The organism is Prevotella sp. oral taxon 376, from assembly GCF_003043945.1.
Classification (GTDB): domain Bacteria; phylum Bacteroidota; class Bacteroidia; order Bacteroidales; family Bacteroidaceae; genus Prevotella.
In genome coordinates this window covers 38,286-54,074 of record NZ_PYXG01000002.1, presented here as the reverse complement: position 1 = coordinate 54,074, position 15,789 = coordinate 38,286, and the positions used below count along the sequence as shown (strand labels likewise).

At 48.5% G+C, this 15,789-nt stretch carries 17 protein-coding genes and 2 tRNA genes; 5 read left to right on the top strand and 14 right to left on the bottom strand.

The window, feature by feature from the left end; translation table 11 throughout:
- Positions 1–54: 54 nt before the first annotated feature.
- From C7120_RS09675 to C7120_RS09665, 3 genes are read left to right on the top strand one after another with little or no spacing between them, the layout of a single operon-like run.
- Positions 55–972, top strand: coding sequence for a glucosaminidase domain-containing protein (locus C7120_RS09675; RefSeq protein WP_107621497.1), 918 nt, complete (start codon positions 55–57; stop codon positions 970–972).
- Positions 973–998: 26 nt separating this feature from the next.
- Positions 999–2,240: a M64 family metallopeptidase gene (locus C7120_RS09670; protein WP_107621496.1), complete on the top strand. Its 1,242-nt coding sequence runs from the start codon at positions 999–1,001 to the stop codon at positions 2,238–2,240.
- Positions 2,241–2,243: 3 nt separating this feature from the next.
- A complete protein-coding gene (locus tag C7120_RS09665) occupies positions 2,244–3,080 on the top strand; it encodes a tetratricopeptide repeat protein (protein ID WP_107621495.1) in 837 nt (278 codons plus the stop codon).
- Between the two features lie 57 nt (positions 3,081–3,137).
- On the opposite strand, the gene C7120_RS09660 is transcribed toward C7120_RS09665, so the two are convergent.
- From C7120_RS09660 to mazG, 8 genes are all read right to left on the bottom strand, one after another.
- Entirely contained in the window at positions 3,138–3,584 is a 447-nt protein-coding gene (locus C7120_RS09660) for a hypothetical protein (protein ID WP_233247084.1), read from the bottom strand.
- A 22-nt stretch (positions 3,585–3,606) separates the two neighbouring features.
- On the bottom strand, positions 3,607–3,966 hold the full coding sequence (locus C7120_RS09655; RefSeq protein ID WP_107621494.1) for a hypothetical protein: 360 nt from the start codon (positions 3,964–3,966) through the stop codon (positions 3,607–3,609).
- A gap of 42 nt (positions 3,967–4,008) precedes the next feature.
- A complete protein-coding gene (locus C7120_RS09650; protein ID WP_107621493.1) occupies positions 4,009–4,554 on the bottom strand; it encodes an RNA polymerase sigma factor in 546 nt (181 codons plus the stop codon).
- Entirely contained in the window at positions 4,551–6,110 is a 1,560-nt protein-coding gene (locus tag C7120_RS09645) for a L,D-transpeptidase family protein (protein ID WP_369916868.1), read from the bottom strand. Before C7120_RS09645 ends, C7120_RS09650 begins: the two co-directional genes overlap by 4 nt.
- A 4-nt stretch (positions 6,111–6,114) precedes the next feature.
- On the bottom strand, positions 6,115–6,423 hold the full coding sequence (locus tag C7120_RS09640; protein ID WP_107621491.1) for a T9SS type A sorting domain-containing protein: 309 nt from the start codon (positions 6,421–6,423) through the stop codon (positions 6,115–6,117).
- Positions 6,424–6,507: 84 nt separating this feature from the next.
- Positions 6,508–7,425: a ribonuclease Z gene (locus C7120_RS09635; RefSeq protein ID WP_107621490.1), complete on the bottom strand. Its 918-nt coding sequence runs from the start codon at positions 7,423–7,425 to the stop codon at positions 6,508–6,510.
- Between the two features lie 18 nt (positions 7,426–7,443).
- Positions 7,444–8,013, bottom strand: coding sequence for a hypothetical protein (locus tag C7120_RS09630; RefSeq protein ID WP_107621489.1), 570 nt, complete (start codon positions 8,011–8,013; stop codon positions 7,444–7,446).
- Between the two features lie 9 nt (positions 8,014–8,022).
- Positions 8,023–8,844 carry a nucleoside triphosphate pyrophosphohydrolase gene (mazG, locus tag C7120_RS09625; protein ID WP_107621488.1) on the bottom strand — a complete coding sequence of 274 codons (822 nt, stop codon included), beginning with the start codon at positions 8,842–8,844 and terminating at the stop codon, positions 8,023–8,025.
- Positions 8,845–8,956: 112 nt separating this feature from the next.
- Between mazG and C7120_RS09620 the strand changes: the two genes are divergently transcribed.
- Together C7120_RS09620 and C7120_RS09615 are read left to right on the top strand one after the other, a co-directional pair.
- On the top strand, positions 8,957–11,641 hold the full coding sequence (locus C7120_RS09620; protein ID WP_107621487.1) for a valine--tRNA ligase: 2,685 nt from the start codon (positions 8,957–8,959) through the stop codon (positions 11,639–11,641).
- Positions 11,642–11,645: 4 nt separating this feature from the next.
- Positions 11,646–12,818, top strand: coding sequence for a clostripain-related cysteine peptidase (locus C7120_RS09615; RefSeq protein WP_107621486.1), 1,173 nt, complete (start codon positions 11,646–11,648; stop codon positions 12,816–12,818).
- Positions 12,819–12,983: 165 nt separating this feature from the next.
- On the opposite strand, the gene C7120_RS09610 is transcribed toward C7120_RS09615, so the two are convergent.
- From C7120_RS09610 to C7120_RS09590, 6 genes are all read right to left on the bottom strand, one after another.
- Positions 12,984–13,421 carry a DUF6078 family protein gene (locus C7120_RS09610; protein WP_107621485.1) on the bottom strand — a complete coding sequence of 146 codons (438 nt, stop codon included), beginning with the start codon at positions 13,419–13,421 and terminating at the stop codon, positions 12,984–12,986.
- Positions 13,422–13,432: 11 nt separating this feature from the next.
- Positions 13,433–13,591 (bottom strand): hypothetical protein, encoded by a 159-nt coding sequence (locus C7120_RS13970; protein WP_158267369.1) that lies wholly within the window; start codon positions 13,589–13,591, stop codon positions 13,433–13,435.
- Between the two features lie 18 nt (positions 13,592–13,609).
- Positions 13,610–14,740 carry an acyltransferase gene (locus C7120_RS09605; RefSeq protein ID WP_107621484.1) on the bottom strand — a complete coding sequence of 377 codons (1,131 nt, stop codon included), beginning with the start codon at positions 14,738–14,740 and terminating at the stop codon, positions 13,610–13,612.
- Between the two features lie 19 nt (positions 14,741–14,759).
- Complete coding sequence (locus tag C7120_RS09600) at positions 14,760–15,512, bottom strand: SDR family NAD(P)-dependent oxidoreductase (RefSeq protein WP_107621483.1); 753 nt, start codon at positions 15,510–15,512, stop codon at positions 14,760–14,762.
- A 90-nt stretch (positions 15,513–15,602) separates the two neighbouring features.
- Positions 15,603–15,676 (bottom strand) — tRNA-Asp (locus C7120_RS09595).
- Between the two features lie 26 nt (positions 15,677–15,702).
- A tRNA-Asp gene (locus tag C7120_RS09590) sits at positions 15,703–15,776 on the bottom strand.
- Between the last annotated feature and the right edge of the window lie 13 nt (positions 15,777–15,789).

Here is a 15,789-nt window from a genome sequence, read left to right as displayed (position 1 = left end):
TTAACAATCGCTTTTCAACATTATTAAGTAATTTTGCGACAAGAAGTTCAATTCATGAAGAAAAAACTAACCATCGCCTTCCTGGCTGCCTGCGTGTGCCTCCAGATTCACGCCCAGATGAAATGGAACCAGGCCTACCAGACCTATATCGACCAATATAAAGACCTCGCCATCGAGGAAATGCTGAAATATGGCATACCGGCAAGCATCACCCTTGCGCAGGGTGTCTTCGAGAGCGGTGCCGGGAAGAGTGATTTGGCAGTCAGAGGCAACAACCACTTTGGCATCAAATGCCATGACTGGACAGGGGCGGCGATGTATCATGACGACGACGCAAGGGGCGAATGCTTCCGCGTCTACAATAATGCGAAGGAGAGCTACACAGACCATAGTAAATTTCTTGCCAACAACCTCCGCTATCGCCGCCTCTTCTCGCTGAAGAGGACAGACTATCGGGGATGGGCGCAAGGCCTCAAGGAGTGTGGCTATGCTACCAATCCACAGTATGCGAGCAAACTGATCCAGCTCATTGAACTCTACCGCCTGCATGAATACGACTATGCCAGAAGCTACGATAAGTTCATGGCAAAGCGCACGGAAGACAGCCCTCTCTCCAAGGCTCTGGGCCTGCACCCCATCTATCTCTATAACCAAAACTACTATATCTATGCCCGCGAAGGCGACACCTTTAAGGACATAGGGAAAGAAATAGGTATCAGCTATCGCTCGATAGCCAAATATAATGAGCGCAATCACAAGGATGTGCTCCACAAGGGAGAAATTGTCTATCTGAAAAAGAAGCAGAAGAAGGCACTGAAAGAATTCAAAAATCATCCCCACATCGTGCAACCAGGAGAGAGCATGTATCTCATTGCCCAGAAATACGGTATCCGCCTGAGCAGTCTCTACAAGATGAACAAGCTCCCGGAAGACTATGAGATTAAGGTGGGAGACCAACTTAGAGTTCGCTGACTATTCAATATAATAAGGTATAGGCTATGAAAAAAATGATTTTAATGCTACTCTGCCTGGCATGCGGGGCGGCAAATGCGCAGAGATTCGAGGACTACTTCGTGGATAAGACCCTGCGAATCGACTATAACTTCGCGGGAAACAACCAGGAGCAGAGCATCTCGGTTGACCAGCTCAATGTGTCGCCGCGATGGTACGGCAAGACGAAGAACCTTGCCGGGCTTCCCGTTGAGGGTAACGGGCAGATAACCGTGCGCGACCATAAGACGCAGAAAGTGATTTACCGCAACTCCTTCTCTACCCTTTTCCAGGAATGGCTCTCCTATCCGGAAGCAGCCTCCGGCATCCGAAAATCGTTTGAGAATGTGTTTCTCGTACCGTTTCCGAAAGATACCATTGACATTACGCTCGACCTGAGGGACAACCGCCGTGAGGTTATGGCCTCACTCACCCACCAGGTCGTACCCACCGACATCCTGATCCGCCATATCGGCGAGCGGGAGGTAACTCCTTATGTAACGCTCCAACAGGCCAAGGATACCACTCGTTGCATCCACATTGCATTCCTTGCGGAGGGCTACCAAAAGGATGAAATGCAAACCTTTATACAGGACGCGAACATCGCAATCGAGGCCCTCTTCCATCATGAGCCTTTCAAAAGCAATCGGGAAAAGTTTCATATCATCGCCGTCGAAGCCCCCTCAAAGGATAGCGGAACGAGCGAACCGTCGAAAGGTATCTGGAAGAACACCGCCCTCCATTCCCACTTCGACACTTTCTATAGCGAAAGATACCTCACGACGCTGCACCTGAAAGATATGCACGACTGGCTCGCAGGCACCCCATACGAACATATTATCGTGCTCGTGAACACGGAAAACTATGGCGGCGGCGGAATCCTGAACAGCTACAACCTCTCCATGACACATCATCCGGCCTACCGCCCGGTTGTCGTGCATGAGTTCGGGCACAGCTTTGCCGGACTCGGCGACGAGTATGCCTATGAGAACGAGCGGATTCCCATGTATCCGACGGATATCGAACCCTGGGAGCCAAATCTGACCACGAAGGTAAACTTTATCAACAAATGGGAGAACCTGATCGGCAAGAAAGACAAGAAAGTGGGACTCTATGAGGGTGCCGGATATTCCCTGAAAGGTGTCTATAGAGCCTATCCCGATTGCAGGATGCGCACAAATCAGCATCCGGAGTTCTGTCCGGCCTGCCGCCAAGCCATCCAAAGGCTCATCGACTTCTACACGAAATAGGTATTGAGGAAGGCTCTGCTCATAGCTATCATTCTATGTGCCGCACTTGGAAAGCTTCAAGCCCAGACATCAGACAGCGAGAAACTGGGAAGGGCACTTGAATACTTTCAGACAGAGAAGTATCATGAATGCATGCTGCTCCTTGAAAAGCTCGATCATCAGCATCGCCTGAACCCTCGCTTCAGAGCCTATCTGGGAGTATGCTATTACTATGAATGGGACTACGAAAAGGCTTACAGGCTGCTTGACACGCTGATTCCCGAACTCAGGAACTTCGCCCCCCATGAGCGCTCCATCTACTACTGGACTTGTGCCGAAAGCCACTTCAACATGAAGCAATTCGCCGCGGCCGCACCCTTATATGGCAATATGCTGGAAGTCTGCCATGAGAACGAGAAGCCCGACGCGCTTTACAGGCTGGGATTCTGCCACATGTTCCGGAACGACTGGCAGCAGGCATACGATTGTTTCAATGAGGCCCTGTCTCTCTATCTCAAGTACAAGGATAAAGACCAGACACCACGAATTGCGCAGATAAGGAACATGCTGGCCGGAATCAAGGAGCACCTTCCGAAGCCAAAGCCGGCGGCAGAGAACCCTAAAATAGACCACTCTCCCCAAATCCTTGTCGGCCAGAAATCCCCGATATCAGCAACAGCAATTCCAATATCCTGCATGAGGGTAGATCGTATCAAGATAAAACCTTCCGCAAAAAGAGATACGCTAAGAGGAAAAGAAGTAAAAGACATCAGTCCTGACACCATACTCAAGTCTCATGCCGAGAACAAACAGACCTTGACGGATAAGAAAATCGGTTTTAGGAAAGCAAAAAATCCCTGAGAATAGGGAAAAAAGGCTGTTAGGAGCATTGACTCCGACAGCCTTTCAGGATCCAGATCAATTCTCCTGTGAAGGGGCTGGGCGACCGGCTGCCTTCTTAAAGGCCTGACGATGAAATCTGTTCTCTGCCTTGATAACCTCAAGGACCTTGTTTGCCGGGATCACATTCATGAATTTAAGATGATACTCCTGCTGAATCATTTTTATCTGAATGTCAATCTCATCCATGCGTCTCACGGCCTTACCGCAAGCTTCTATATCGTTCGCGTCGACATGGCGGCACCGTTTCATCTCGTGGAAACACGCCCTTTGCTTCTTCTGCATCTCCCTATAAAGAGGGAAAAACTTGCTTGCCTCAACAGGAGTAAGGGCGGCCTGCCGGGTAATATACTGCTCCATCTCGACCTCAAACTTCTTCGGATCAAAACGGTGTCTACCTTCCTGCTGTGCACTTAGACTCAGCGTGAACACCCAAAGCATGAATATTGTTACAACTTTCTTCAACTTCCTATATCCTAATATATTATTAATTATCTGTAAGAGATGCATAGATCGCCTCATTGTCCATCATGACATAATCGGCTATTTCATCCATCGTGTTATCAACATTCTCAACGGGAGCACTGGCAAGTGATGCCTGTCGGGACTCCAAAGACCCAAGATAAACGCCCACGCTGAAGACTGCGGCACAGATACAGGCCGCGGCAAGCATCGATGCCCGATGGCGACACCACCATGGGCGCATGGGAACTACTCTGGTTTCCCGCGCCGGCAACTGGGCCATCAGTTGTTCGGCAAATTCCTCAAAATAGCCTTCCGGCACCCGGAAAGGTGCCTTGTTGCCAAAGTTTTGCCTCAAGATCTGTTCATCCTTGTCTATGTTCATTTGTTTTATTTTATCTATTTGACGCTATCGGACTAAGAAGGTTTAATTCTTATGCTTAAAATATTCGGAAATCTTCTGTACTGCTATATGGTAACTTGCCTTCAGCGAGCCTTCCGAAGTATTGAGAATCTTGCTTATCTCGGAATACTTCATTTCCTCATAATACCTCAAATTGAAGACCGTGCGCTGTACATCAGGAAGACGGGCTATGGCCTCCTGCAATTGTGCCAGCGTCTCGTCTCCGTCGAAATACTCATCCGCCATCAGGCGGTCAGCAACTCCTTGACCGCCATCAGTACTGATTTTATTAGAGGTCTTTTGCTTCCTCAGAAACCCCAAAGACTCGTTGATAGCTATTCGATAAAGCCAAGTGGAAATCTTTGCGTCCCCCTTGAATCCATCCAAATTAACCCACGCCTTGATAAAAGTGTTCTGAAGAACATCATTCGCGTCCTCATGGATAAGCACGAAATGACGGATCTTCCAATACAGAGGTTCGCTGTATTGGCGTACCAGCATCTCAAATCCCTGACGCAAAGTCGCAGGATCTTTCAGCAGTAGCATTAGCTGGTCGTCGCTCGCATTCATCTATAATTCGCAAAATATCGATAAATCACTTTGTCGTAGCCATATACATCGCTGAATTCCTCTATTTCTCCTTTCTCATTCGGGTAAAGCGTGTAGTATGTAATGAAAACAGGAACCTCGGGTTCTACTGGAACCGTTCCTATGACTTTGCGCTTGTCCAAGGTATCGGGCTTGTTTATATCCTTTCTCCCGTTCATGCCTAAACTGCTAACATCTGCATGCATCGAATAATGGATACGGCCGATCGTTTTTTCATCCTTGTCGCCGAGAAGGAAGACTGCTAACTCGAACGGCCGCTCTACACGAACACAGCCATGCGAGACCCCTCTGTCTTCACGCGAAAACATTCCTTTGGAGGATGTGTCATGAAGATATATGGAGAAGCTGTTATCAAAGCGAAAAATGATTCGGCCCAACGAATTGCCGTCTCCCCCCTCTTGAATAACCAGAAAATTACGGTCCTCCAGGACGGCCCGCGATATCCTGTTCAGCGAGACAGCCTTGCCTGTCCGCCTGTCCCTGACAAAATAACGATGGCGGGAGAAATAACTACTGTCGCCGGCATGGTTGATAATACTTTTTTCAATGATGCTCCTCGGAATGATCCACTGCGGATTGATATCCATCCGTTTAATGCGACTGGTCAATAAGGGTGTCTTCGTTTCCAGAGTACCACAGCCAATCCTCATCTCCAAAACGGAATTTCCATCTACAGCCTTGAGCCTGAACGAGGGCACATTCACCAAGACATACTTGGTATATTGCTGCGGATATTCGTTCAGCCGCCATCTGCAACGCTCCATGTTTACCATGATCTTTGGCTTTTCTGCTACCTTGGTCGCCGCACTATTGAGCCTTGCAAGAAGTCTATTATACAATGAACTCTGGGGCTGAATTGCATGCAGGAACTCAGAGATACTGTCATTATAGACCTTTCTGAGAGCATCGTCAAAGAAAGAAGTCTTCGGATGTTGCATGGGAATGGCAAACAGGGCACGATAAGAAACTTTGACACTATCACTGTCATGCACATCCAACTTGTTGAAAACATACTTAGGATTGATGAAGCCAAATCTCTGCCCTGTAGCATAACGAAGATATGCCTTCGTCAGATTGTATTCCAAACGACCCAAAACTTTATCAATCTTGTTATCTAATGTATCAAAATCCAGATTGCGAAACCGCCGCAAGTCGCCCATTATCCTCTGAACCTTGAACTTTGACTTGGAGAATCCCAATTCATCTATCCTATCGAGAAAGAAAAGCAAAGTGTCAGCCCTGTCATCTACACCCATACGATTAATCCACAACCAGGGCTTCTTGCGAAGATAATAGCTTCGAGCCCTGAAGTCGGCAGTAAGACTATCCTCATCTGAATGAATCTGACGGTTAATTTCCTCTTGAATCTTTGTCGAATTTATTTTATATTCCGATACCATCATATCGGAATAACCGTCAAGCGTAAGGTTCTGATAAGGATGGTTGACATGATGGCGGCATGAGACAAAAACAACCGCCACGGCGACCATAGATAAAAAGAACTTCGATAATTTCAAGGTATTAACGGATAGATACCTTACGAACCACCTTACCTACTTTCACGATATAACAGCCCTTGGGCAGACTCAAGTCATAATTCCTCTCGTCGCCATCGACCTTTACACTCATCACCTTGACTCCTGCGACATTATAAACCTGAAGCATCTGACCATTGGCGCCACTGACTTTCAACACTGAACCGGCCAAGGTGATCGTGATCGTATTGAAATCATTATCAACTATTTCGATGGCTGGGCTTGCATATATTTCTGTAGGATGCCCCATTAAGAGTATCACGGAGAAAAGAATAGAAAGTATATATTTTGCCATACGCGTACAATATTAGTATTGCAAAAATAAAGAATAATTCCAAAAGTGGCTCCTCCACATATGCGTTTTATTGCGTTTTTAGGTTTATTTAACACTGAAATCCTTTCCTTCACAAGCCAAATAAGTATCGGGGAACAATGCCTTAGCCTCATTTAGGATCTGGTCTTCATCATTGTATCTTGCACTAAAATGCCCTAAAAGCAACTGTCCGACATGAGCATCCCGAGCTACCATTGCCGCTTGTTCAGCAGTACTATGATAATAAAGCCTGGCCCTCTCTGCGCAAGCCTTGCCATAGGTGCTCTCGTGATAGAGCAAGTTAACGCCTTCTACCAATTTATGTAACGACGGGATATAGCGCGTATCACTACAATAGGCATAACTGCGGGACGGGTTCGGGTCAGCCGTCAGCCGGCTATTGGGTATAATCCGGCCATCAGGAGCTGTCCAATCCATCCCGTTTTTTATATTATCTATCTGACTAACGGGAATCTCATAGCAGTCTATCATATCGCGGAGGATATGCCTACGGCCCGGCTTTTCACGGAAAAGGAACCCGCAACACGGCACCCGGTGCAGAAGAGGGATTGTCTCTACGGTAAGACTTTTATCATCGTAAATCACCTGATTCTTTGTCGTATCAACAGCATGGAATACCACCTCGAATTCAAGACCATGACAAAACATTTCCATCTGAGCATGCAACATCGGTTCTAACTCCTTGGGAGCATAGACATGGAGAGGGGTTGCACGCCCCAACATGCCAAATGTAGAAATCAAACCTATCAGCCCGAAGCAGTGATCGCCATGGAGATGAGAAATAAACACACAGCTGACTTTAGTAAAACGGAGTCGCGTTTTGCGCAGCTGGATTTGAGTTCCCTCTCCGCAATCCACCATAAAGAGCTTATTCCGAAGTTCCACAACCTGCGAGGATGAGAAATGTTTTAAAGTCGGCAAAGCGCTTCCGCAGCCGAGAATATGTACCTTAAACGGTTCCATTATCAAAGTCCGGGCATTTTATTTTTGTCGCTTGAATGTGAAGATTCCCTGCTTATTTTCCAAATAAAGACTATCGGCACCCAGTCCGTCTATTTGGAAAGTATCTTTATTCAGCAACAATTGACCATTATAAATCTTCCAAGAGACCCATGGATTCGTCTCTGCCTTAATGTTGGATTTAACGATTCCTCCCTCCTGAATTTCAAAGTTTTTGTCTATGCTCATCCACTTTCCCTGTAAGGTTGTAAGATTAATCACCTTGCTGGCAATGTGTTCCTTCTCTTCATTTACATACCCGACAACGGCAAGACGGTCGCCGGCAAGCAGACCGCCGACCACGAGGCTTTCCTCCGGACCTTCATCCAGTACCTCGTAAGTAAGGGTATCACCACCATCGGTAAGCAACTCCAGAGAATGCATGGATGTGCCCTCACCACATACGCCATAGACTGTACTATCCGGAAAAGCATCTTCTTCCATGGCGATACTGTCCGTTTCCGTTGCCTGATTATTAGTCTTGTTACCAAAACAACTTGCAAATAGCACCACGACTGTCATAAAGACAACTATATATCCGACCTTCCTCATAATTAATATCTATTTCTTTTCCATTTGTTTTGCTTCATTCCAAAGTTCATCCATGTCGCCTAATGTTATATCTTTCAATGCTTTACCCATATCTTTCGATTTCTTTTCGACATAGTTGAAACGACGGATGAATTTCTGATTCGTATGCTCCAGCGCATTATCCGGATTCAGATGATATAACCTCGCGGCATTAATGACGCTGAAGATAAAGTCTCCCAACTCTTTTGTAGATTTTTCCTTATCTTCCTTTTTAAGTTCAGCTTCCAGTTCTGCAAGTTCTTCCCTCACCTTATCCCATACATCTTCTTTCTTCTCCCAGTCAAAACCCACATTACGGGCTTTATCTTGTATGCGATAAGCCTTTATCAGAGAAGGAAGAGATTCAGGGACACCGGAAAGAACGGTTCTGTTCCCGTCCTTCTCCTTCTGCTTGATTTGCTCCCATGTAGCCTCAACGCCAGCCGCGTCGTCAGGCCTCTCTTGCACATCCGCCTCTGGGGCGTTGGGCCATCCCGTCCAGTCTATAAACGGATGGCGAAACATGAGCTTCCGGGCTTCATGATCGCAGACATCGGCTATGTCGAACTCTTCCTCTTCGTCTCCGAGGATAGAATAGAACATCACATGCTCCATCACATCCCCCAGCTCCTTCATCACATCCTGTAAATCATGTTTTATCAGGGCGTCTGCCAATTCAAAAACCTCTTCTATCGTGTTTGGCCGAAGACTCTCGAAAGTCTGCTTTCTATCCCAAGGACATTCCTTACGCAACCGATGCTGGACATCAAGCAGGCGGCCGAAAGCTGCCAGTTTTTCCTCTCTTGTGTGCATAACCACATTTTATTTATTGCAAAAATAATCATTTCCCACGAAAAATTAGTAACTTTGCACTGTTTTTTATAAAATAGAAACTCAACGAGGAAGATAACAGATTTTTACATATATGGAATTAGCGAGTAAATATGATCCTAAAGAGGTAGAGTCAAAATGGTATCAATATTGGCTTGACAATAGGCTTTTCAGTAGCAAGCCCGATGGCCGTGAGCCATACACGGTGGTTATTCCGCCCCCTAATGTAACCGGTGTTCTGCACATGGGACATATGCTCAACAATACCATTCAGGACATTCTTGTTCGTCGTGCCCGAATGGAGGGCAAGAATGCGTGCTGGGTTCCAGGCACCGACCATGCCTCCATTGCTACCGAGGCAAAGGTCGTGAATAAACTTGCGGAGCAGGGAATCAGGAAAACAGACCTTACACGCGATGAGTTTCTCAAACACGCATGGGACTGGACCCATGAACACGGAGGCATTATCTTGAAGCAGTTGCGTAAGCTCGGCGCGAGCTGCGACTGGGATCGCACGGCGTTTACCATGGATGAAACTCGTAGCAAGAGCGTCATCAAGGTATTCTGCGACTTATATAACAAGGGCTATATCTATCGTGGCGTGCGAATGGTAAACTGGGATCCTATGGCTCAGACCGCACTCTCGGACGAAGAGGTGATCTATAAAGAGGAGCATTCCAAGCTGTTCTATCTGAAATATCGCGTTGTAGAGGACGACTGTACGCAGGCGGACGAGAGCAACATCATGCACAAAGACGAAAAAGGCTATTATGCCGTCGTTGCTACCACACGCCCTGAAACCATCATGGGAGACACCGCCATGTGCATCAATCCCAAGGACATTAAGAACACATGGCTTAAGGGAAAGCATGTCATCGTGCCCCTCATCGGTCGTGAGATTCCCGTTATCGAGGATGATTATGTAGATATAGAATTCGGTACGGGCTGCCTGAAAGTTACTCCGGCTCATGATGTCAACGATCATGCGCTGGGTCTGAAACACGGATTGGCGACCATTGACATCTTTAATGACAATGGGACTATCAGCGAGGCAGCAGGACTTTATGTGGGAGAAGACCGCATGGAGGTGCGCGAGCAGATATCCAAAGACCTTGAGGCAGCCGAATTGATGGAAAAGGTGGAGGGCTATGACAACAAGGTGGGATTTTCCGAGCGCACCAATGTACCCATCGAACCCAAGCTTTCCACCCAGTGGTTCCTAAAGATGCAACACTTTGCCGATATTGCGTTGAGCCCTGTCATGGACGATGAAATCGAGTTCTATCCCAAGAAATACAAGAATACTTACCGCCATTGGCTGGAAAACATCAAGGACTGGTGTATCAGCCGACAGCTCTGGTGGGGGCATCGCATACCTGCCTACTACTTCAAAGATGCCGACGGAAAGAACGCCTGCGTAGTGGCCGAGACGGCGGAGGAGGCCCTGAAGGAAGCACAACGGCAGAACCCCGTATTGAAAGCGGAGGATCTGGAACAGGAAAGCGACTGTCTGGACACATGGTTCTCCTCATGGTTGTGGCCGATTTCTGTGTTCGACGGCATCAACCATCCGGATAACGCGGACATCAAATACTATTATCCGACCTCCGACTTGGTAACCGGACCGGACATCATCTTTTTCTGGGTAGCTCGCATGATTATGGCCGGATATGAGTATAAAGGCACTTTCCCGTTCAAGCATGTCTACTTCACGGGCATCGTGCGCGACAAGCTCGGGCGCAAGATGAGCAAGAGCCTGGGCAACTCCCCCGACCCTATCGAGCTCATCGAGAAGTTCGGGGCCGACGGTGTGCGCATGGGAATGATGCTGAGCGCCCCTGCCGGCAACGATATCCTTTTTGACGAGAGCCTGTGCGAGCAAGGGCGAAACTTCAACAACAAGATCTGGAATGCCTTCCGCCTTGTTCAGGGATGGCAGACGACCGCCATCGAGCAACCTGCAGCCAACAAGATTGCCGTCAGCTGGTTTGAAGCAAAGTTGAAGGAAACCAATGAGATCTTGGATGAACAATTTAAGCAATATCGCATTTCCGAAGCGCTGATGACAGTATATCGGCTCTTCTGGGACGAGTTCTCCAGCTGGTATCTTGAGATGATCAAGCCGGAATACGGCAAGCCCATCGACCTCCAGACCTATGAAGCCACCCTGCGTTTTTTCGACACATTGCTCAAAATGCTGCATCCGTTCATGCCGTTCATCACGGAGGAACTCTGGCAGCACATCTACGACCGAAAGGGCGGCGAAAGCATCATGAGGGCCACGCTGACCCTTCATGCGCCCACAGAGGCCGACAAGAAGCTCTGTCAAGACATGGAAAGTGTCAAGCAGGTCATAGGCGGCGTTCGCATGGTGCGCAACCAGAAAAACATCGGTCCGAAAGAGCCGCTTGTCCTACAGGCTGTCGGTGAAAATGCCGCTGAGGCCTACGAGAGCGTCATCATCAAGATGGCAAACCTCAATTCCATAGAAGTCGTCAGCGAAAAAACCGCCGATGCCAGTGCCTTTATGATAGGCACCAACGAATATGCGGTTCCTGTTGGCAACCTGATTGATGTTGAGGCTGAGCTCCAGAAACAGCAGAAGGAATTGGAACACCTTGAAGGCTTCTTGGCCGGCATTAAAAAGAAGCTGGCCAATGAGAATTTCGTGGCCCATGCACCTGAGGCCGTGGTAGCACGCGAGCGTAAGAAACAGGGAGATTCGGAAGAGAAAATAGCAGCCCTCAGACTATCGATAGCAGAACTTCAAAAGAAATAGCAAGATGACAAATCGCTTTTTCGGGATATTATTGGCAATCCTCTCTATCTTGTCATTCGCGGCATGCAGAGATGACAACGGCGGTTCCGTGGCTCCTGTCATAGCAGAGAAAACAATTTTCTTCTATATGCCGTGGACAGGCAACGATTCTCCCAAGGGAGAAAGTCTGTATTCCTATTTCTTGGCCAACATCGCCCATGTGGAGAGTGGCATCATCGCCCAGAAAGGCCTGGGGCAGAACCGAGTGCTGGTGTTCATCTCTCCCTCGCCCACCAACTCCGCCCTTTTAGAAATCAAATATGCGGGAGAACGGTGCGTCAGGGATACCCTCAAGCGGTATGGCAACCTCGACTATACGACACCCGAAGGCATCGCGGTCATTCTGAATGATGTGAAATCGAACGCCACAGCCCACCAATATGACATGATTATCGGTTCTCACGGCAACGGATGGATTCCTAAAGGCGTGGATAACTATTACCGTACCCGGGCTTTCGGCGGCTCTACCCTCCGCTATCAGATGAACATAGCTGATTTGGCCGCAGGCATTTCACAGGCGGGCATGCACATGCAGTTCATCTGTTTCGACGATTGCTACCTGGCTCAGGTTGAGGTTGCCTACGACCTTAGAAACGCAGCCGACTATCTGATAGCATCAACCAGCGAAGTTCTTGCTGACGGCATTCCCTACAACGAGGTCTGGAAATACATCACCTCGGCAACTCCCGACTACGAGAAAATCTGTCAGACATTCTATCTGCACTATATGTCGCAAACCTATCCCTACGGGACTTTGTCGGCCATCAAGTGCTCTGAGATGGAGAACATGGCAGCTCTCATGAAAAACATAAATACCAACTACACTTTCGACGCCAACAAACTTGGCGATTTACAGAAGCTCGATGGATACGGCCAGACGGCATTCTTTGATTTCGCCGATTATGTCGAAAAGCTCTGCGGAGATGCCACGCCCCCGGAATTCACCGCCGCCATCAGCCGACTGGTGCCCTATTACAACTGCACGCCGCAAATCTATACTGCTCTGAGCAAATATAATGGCGGCTTCAACACCGTTCCCGTAAACACTTTCTCGGGAATTACCATCTCCGACCCGACGGACAACACTTATCTTGTGGGCTACAAGACACAGACCAACTGGTGGAAGGCAACTCACTAAACGGCATCTTCCCGTAAAGACGCCAGCGCCATCCCGGATTGGTGCAAGCCGCTGAAACTTCAAGTTTCAGTTATTGAAACTCAGAGTTTCAGCCGTTGAAACTCCGAGTTTCAGCTGCTGAAACACCTCTTACAAACGGCCTGTGTAAGCCTGGAATGCCATTATTCAGAACCTATAACACTCTTTATACTCATCAAAAGAGAGGTTCTCGGTGTAGCCAAACCTCGTGAAAATGTCCAGAATTGCCTGTTGCTGCTCTTCCGTGAGCTTGTAAACGCCCTTGTTAAAGCGATAATACGAGGTCTTTCCTCCAAGATATTCCTGTACTTTCTGCCTCAGGAGCGCAATGTCCTTGCTCTTCACATCCATGAAAAGACGTCTGAATCCATATGCCAACTTTTCCTTCACGGCAGGATTATAAAAATCACACTTAGCGTCATTAAGGGCATTCGGAAATATAGCAGTACCCCATTGCCTGTCTGGCGGAATAACCAAACCGGCAAGATGATGCGTGCAATCTTCCCGAAGAGGACATTCCCGGTTGAAACAAAACTTGTAGGAAAGGGGCAAATCCTGATAATTAAGATGAATGTTTGTATTCATTTTACTATGATTTATATTTTGTTCGCATGATATCTCCGACAGTTCTTAAGGGCGCATAGAGCATCTTCCGAGAGCCAGCCCAGCGCGATGACGACCCTAATTTTCTCTTTCTTGGCGCATGTGTAGCCATAGACGAAACCGGCAAGGCGTGTAAGAATCTCTTCCTCCATCCGCCTCCCCATGCAGAATCAACCCCCCGATTTCTGAAAATGAGCGGCAAGCCACCTGCTCAGGGGCAGGTCGTAGAAACGCATGCAAAGGTATGCCACGAGCAAACTCACGGCGATAGCCCCGAAGGCTGCCGGAAGTGCCTGCTCATAGGGAACATGGTTGTCCCACACCCATGCATAGAAAAGGTACATGAACGGATAGTGCACCATGTAGACCGGATATGAGATGTCGCCCAAAAACTGGCAGATCTTCACGGTATACCTATCTTTCTTCTGTTCTGATGCCACCATATAAAGAATGCCGGGAAAGACCACAAGAATACAGAAACCATCGTAGAGTCCGTTCATCCATGGGTGTTCCATGCCGCCTATATGGGGAACAGCCAGGAGAACGCCCAGCAGTATCGTGCCTATCCAGAAGCTGCCACGGATATGCAACGGCTTGAAATTCCGGGCCATCAACATGCCCATGGAATAAGAAAACAGCATGCGCAGCATACCCCCGAGAAAGTTATACTCGCCCAGAGACCATCCCACGCCCAAATGTCCATACCCGCTGAGATTGAAAACACCAAAAGCCAGAAGCCCACTGCCCGAGACTCCGACTACGGCGGCCAGCCATCTGGTCGACAACCGGCGAAGCATCAGAGCATAAAGGATATTCCCGATATACTCAAAGAAGAGCGACCACGACGGCCCATTGAGAGGAAACATCTCGCCGTTTCCCCTCACTTCGCAGCCAACTCCGGGAAAGACCGGCAACAGGAGCATGCCCATGAACAAGGCGAGAAGAATGGATGAAAAACCTACGGATGTCCCATCCCATCGCACACAACCCTGCACACAGAAGGTCAGCGCGCCTATCACAGCGCCCATGATCACCATCGGGTGGAGACGGATGAGCCTCCTGCGGAAGAAATCCTTCAACGACATTCTTCCCCAACGGTCGTCATAGGCATATCCGATGACGAACCCTGAAAGGATGAAAAAAAAGTCTACGGCTAAATAGCCGTGATTAAAACGCTGGTCAATAGGACTTGTAGCGAATCCTTCTCCTACATGATACCATATCACCATAAGGGCCGCAACCCCACGAAGGCCGTCAAGTAGTTGATAGTGAGGCTTGGAATCCTGGAATATCTGAACCATTCCTATCTGCTGCTTTCAGTTATTTCTCCCTGTGAATGACGGTTCCATTGGCCTGATGGGTGGCCAACACAAGCACCTCGGCTATCTGCACATGCCCGGGAGCACTCGCGGCATAGAAAGCCACATCGCCTATATCGTCGCCCGTCAGAGGCCTGATACCGTCATATACATGGCCGGCACGCTCGGCATCGCCATGGAAACGCACTTTTGAGAAGTTGGTCTCCACCAAACCGGGCTTAATGTCAGTAACACGGATGCAAGTCTGCGCCACATCAATGCGGAGGCCATCGGTAATGGTCTTCACGGCCGCTTTCGTGGCACAATACACTCCGCCGCCGGCATAGGCAGCGTCGCCTGCCACACTACCAATATTAATGACATGCCCCCGATTGCGCTCCACCATTCCCGGAACCACAAGGCGGGTCATGGTGAGCAGGCCTTTAATATTCGTATCTATCATCTCGTCCCAATCCCGGTAGCTACCCTCGTATTCCGGTTCAAGGCCTCGGGCAAGCCCGGCATTATTGATAAGCACATCTATATTGCGCCACTCTGCAGGGATGTCCCCTACCGCTCTCGCGGTAGCTTCACGGTCTCTGACATCGAAGGTCAGCGTGAGCACCTTAGCTCCGAGCTGCTCCAATTCGGCCTTCAGCTGTTCCAACTTCCGCTCGTTGCGCGCCGTTACGATGAGGTCATATCCTCCCCGGGCAAATCTCTTTGCGCACCCCATGCCTATACCACTGGTAGCGCCTGTAATCAAAGCTATCATAATCTATCAAGTTTGATTGCAAAAATATAAAAAATAAATGAGACTTCAAGGCAGAAAACAAAAAAACCTTCGAATGAAATCGAAGGCTTGCGGTGCGTACGAGACTTGAACTCGTGACCTCCTGCGTGACAGGCAGGCATTCTAACCAACTGAACTAACGCACCAGTAGTGCAATTTTAGAAAAGGCTTGCGGTGCGTACGAGACTCGGACTCGTGACCTCCTGCGTGACAGGCAGGCATTCTAACCAACTGAACTAACGCACCTTGGTGTTCATGC

Bases quoted from the DNA above. Each gene is read 5' to 3' on its own strand.
- C7120_RS09600 (WP_107621483.1), bottom strand. From the start codon at position 15,512: ATGATAGCTTTGATTACAGGCGCTACCAGTGGTATAGGCATGGGGTGC.
- C7120_RS09605 (WP_107621484.1), bottom strand. From the start codon at position 14,740: ATGGTTCAGATATTCCAGGATTCCAAGCCTCACTATCAACTACTTGAC.
- C7120_RS09640 (WP_107621491.1), bottom strand. From the start codon at position 6,423: ATGGCAAAATATATACTTTCTATTCTTTTCTCCGTGATACTCTTAATG.
- C7120_RS09655 (WP_107621494.1), bottom strand. From the start codon at position 3,966: ATGAACATAGACAAGGATGAACAGATCTTGAGGCAAAACTTTGGCAAC.
- mazG (WP_107621488.1), bottom strand. From the start codon at position 8,844: ATGCACACAAGAGAGGAAAAACTGGCAGCTTTCGGCCGCCTGCTTGAT.
- C7120_RS09675 (WP_107621497.1), top strand. From the start codon at position 55: ATGAAGAAAAAACTAACCATCGCCTTCCTGGCTGCCTGCGTGTGCCTC.
- C7120_RS09615 (WP_107621486.1), top strand. From the start codon at position 11,646: ATGACAAATCGCTTTTTCGGGATATTATTGGCAATCCTCTCTATCTTG.
- C7120_RS09610 (WP_107621485.1), bottom strand. From the start codon at position 13,421: ATGAATACAAACATTCATCTTAATTATCAGGATTTGCCCCTTTCCTAC.
- C7120_RS13970 (WP_158267369.1), bottom strand. From the start codon at position 13,591: ATGGAGGAAGAGATTCTTACACGCCTTGCCGGTTTCGTCTATGGCTAC.
- C7120_RS09650 (WP_107621493.1), bottom strand. From the start codon at position 4,554: ATGAATGCGAGCGACGACCAGCTAATGCTACTGCTGAAAGATCCTGCG.
- C7120_RS09670 (WP_107621496.1), top strand. From the start codon at position 999: ATGAAAAAAATGATTTTAATGCTACTCTGCCTGGCATGCGGGGCGGCA.
- C7120_RS09635 (WP_107621490.1), bottom strand. From the start codon at position 7,425: ATGGAACCGTTTAAGGTACATATTCTCGGCTGCGGAAGCGCTTTGCCG.
- C7120_RS09630 (WP_107621489.1), bottom strand. From the start codon at position 8,013: ATGAGGAAGGTCGGATATATAGTTGTCTTTATGACAGTCGTGGTGCTA.
- C7120_RS09620 (WP_107621487.1), top strand. From the start codon at position 8,957: ATGGAATTAGCGAGTAAATATGATCCTAAAGAGGTAGAGTCAAAATGG.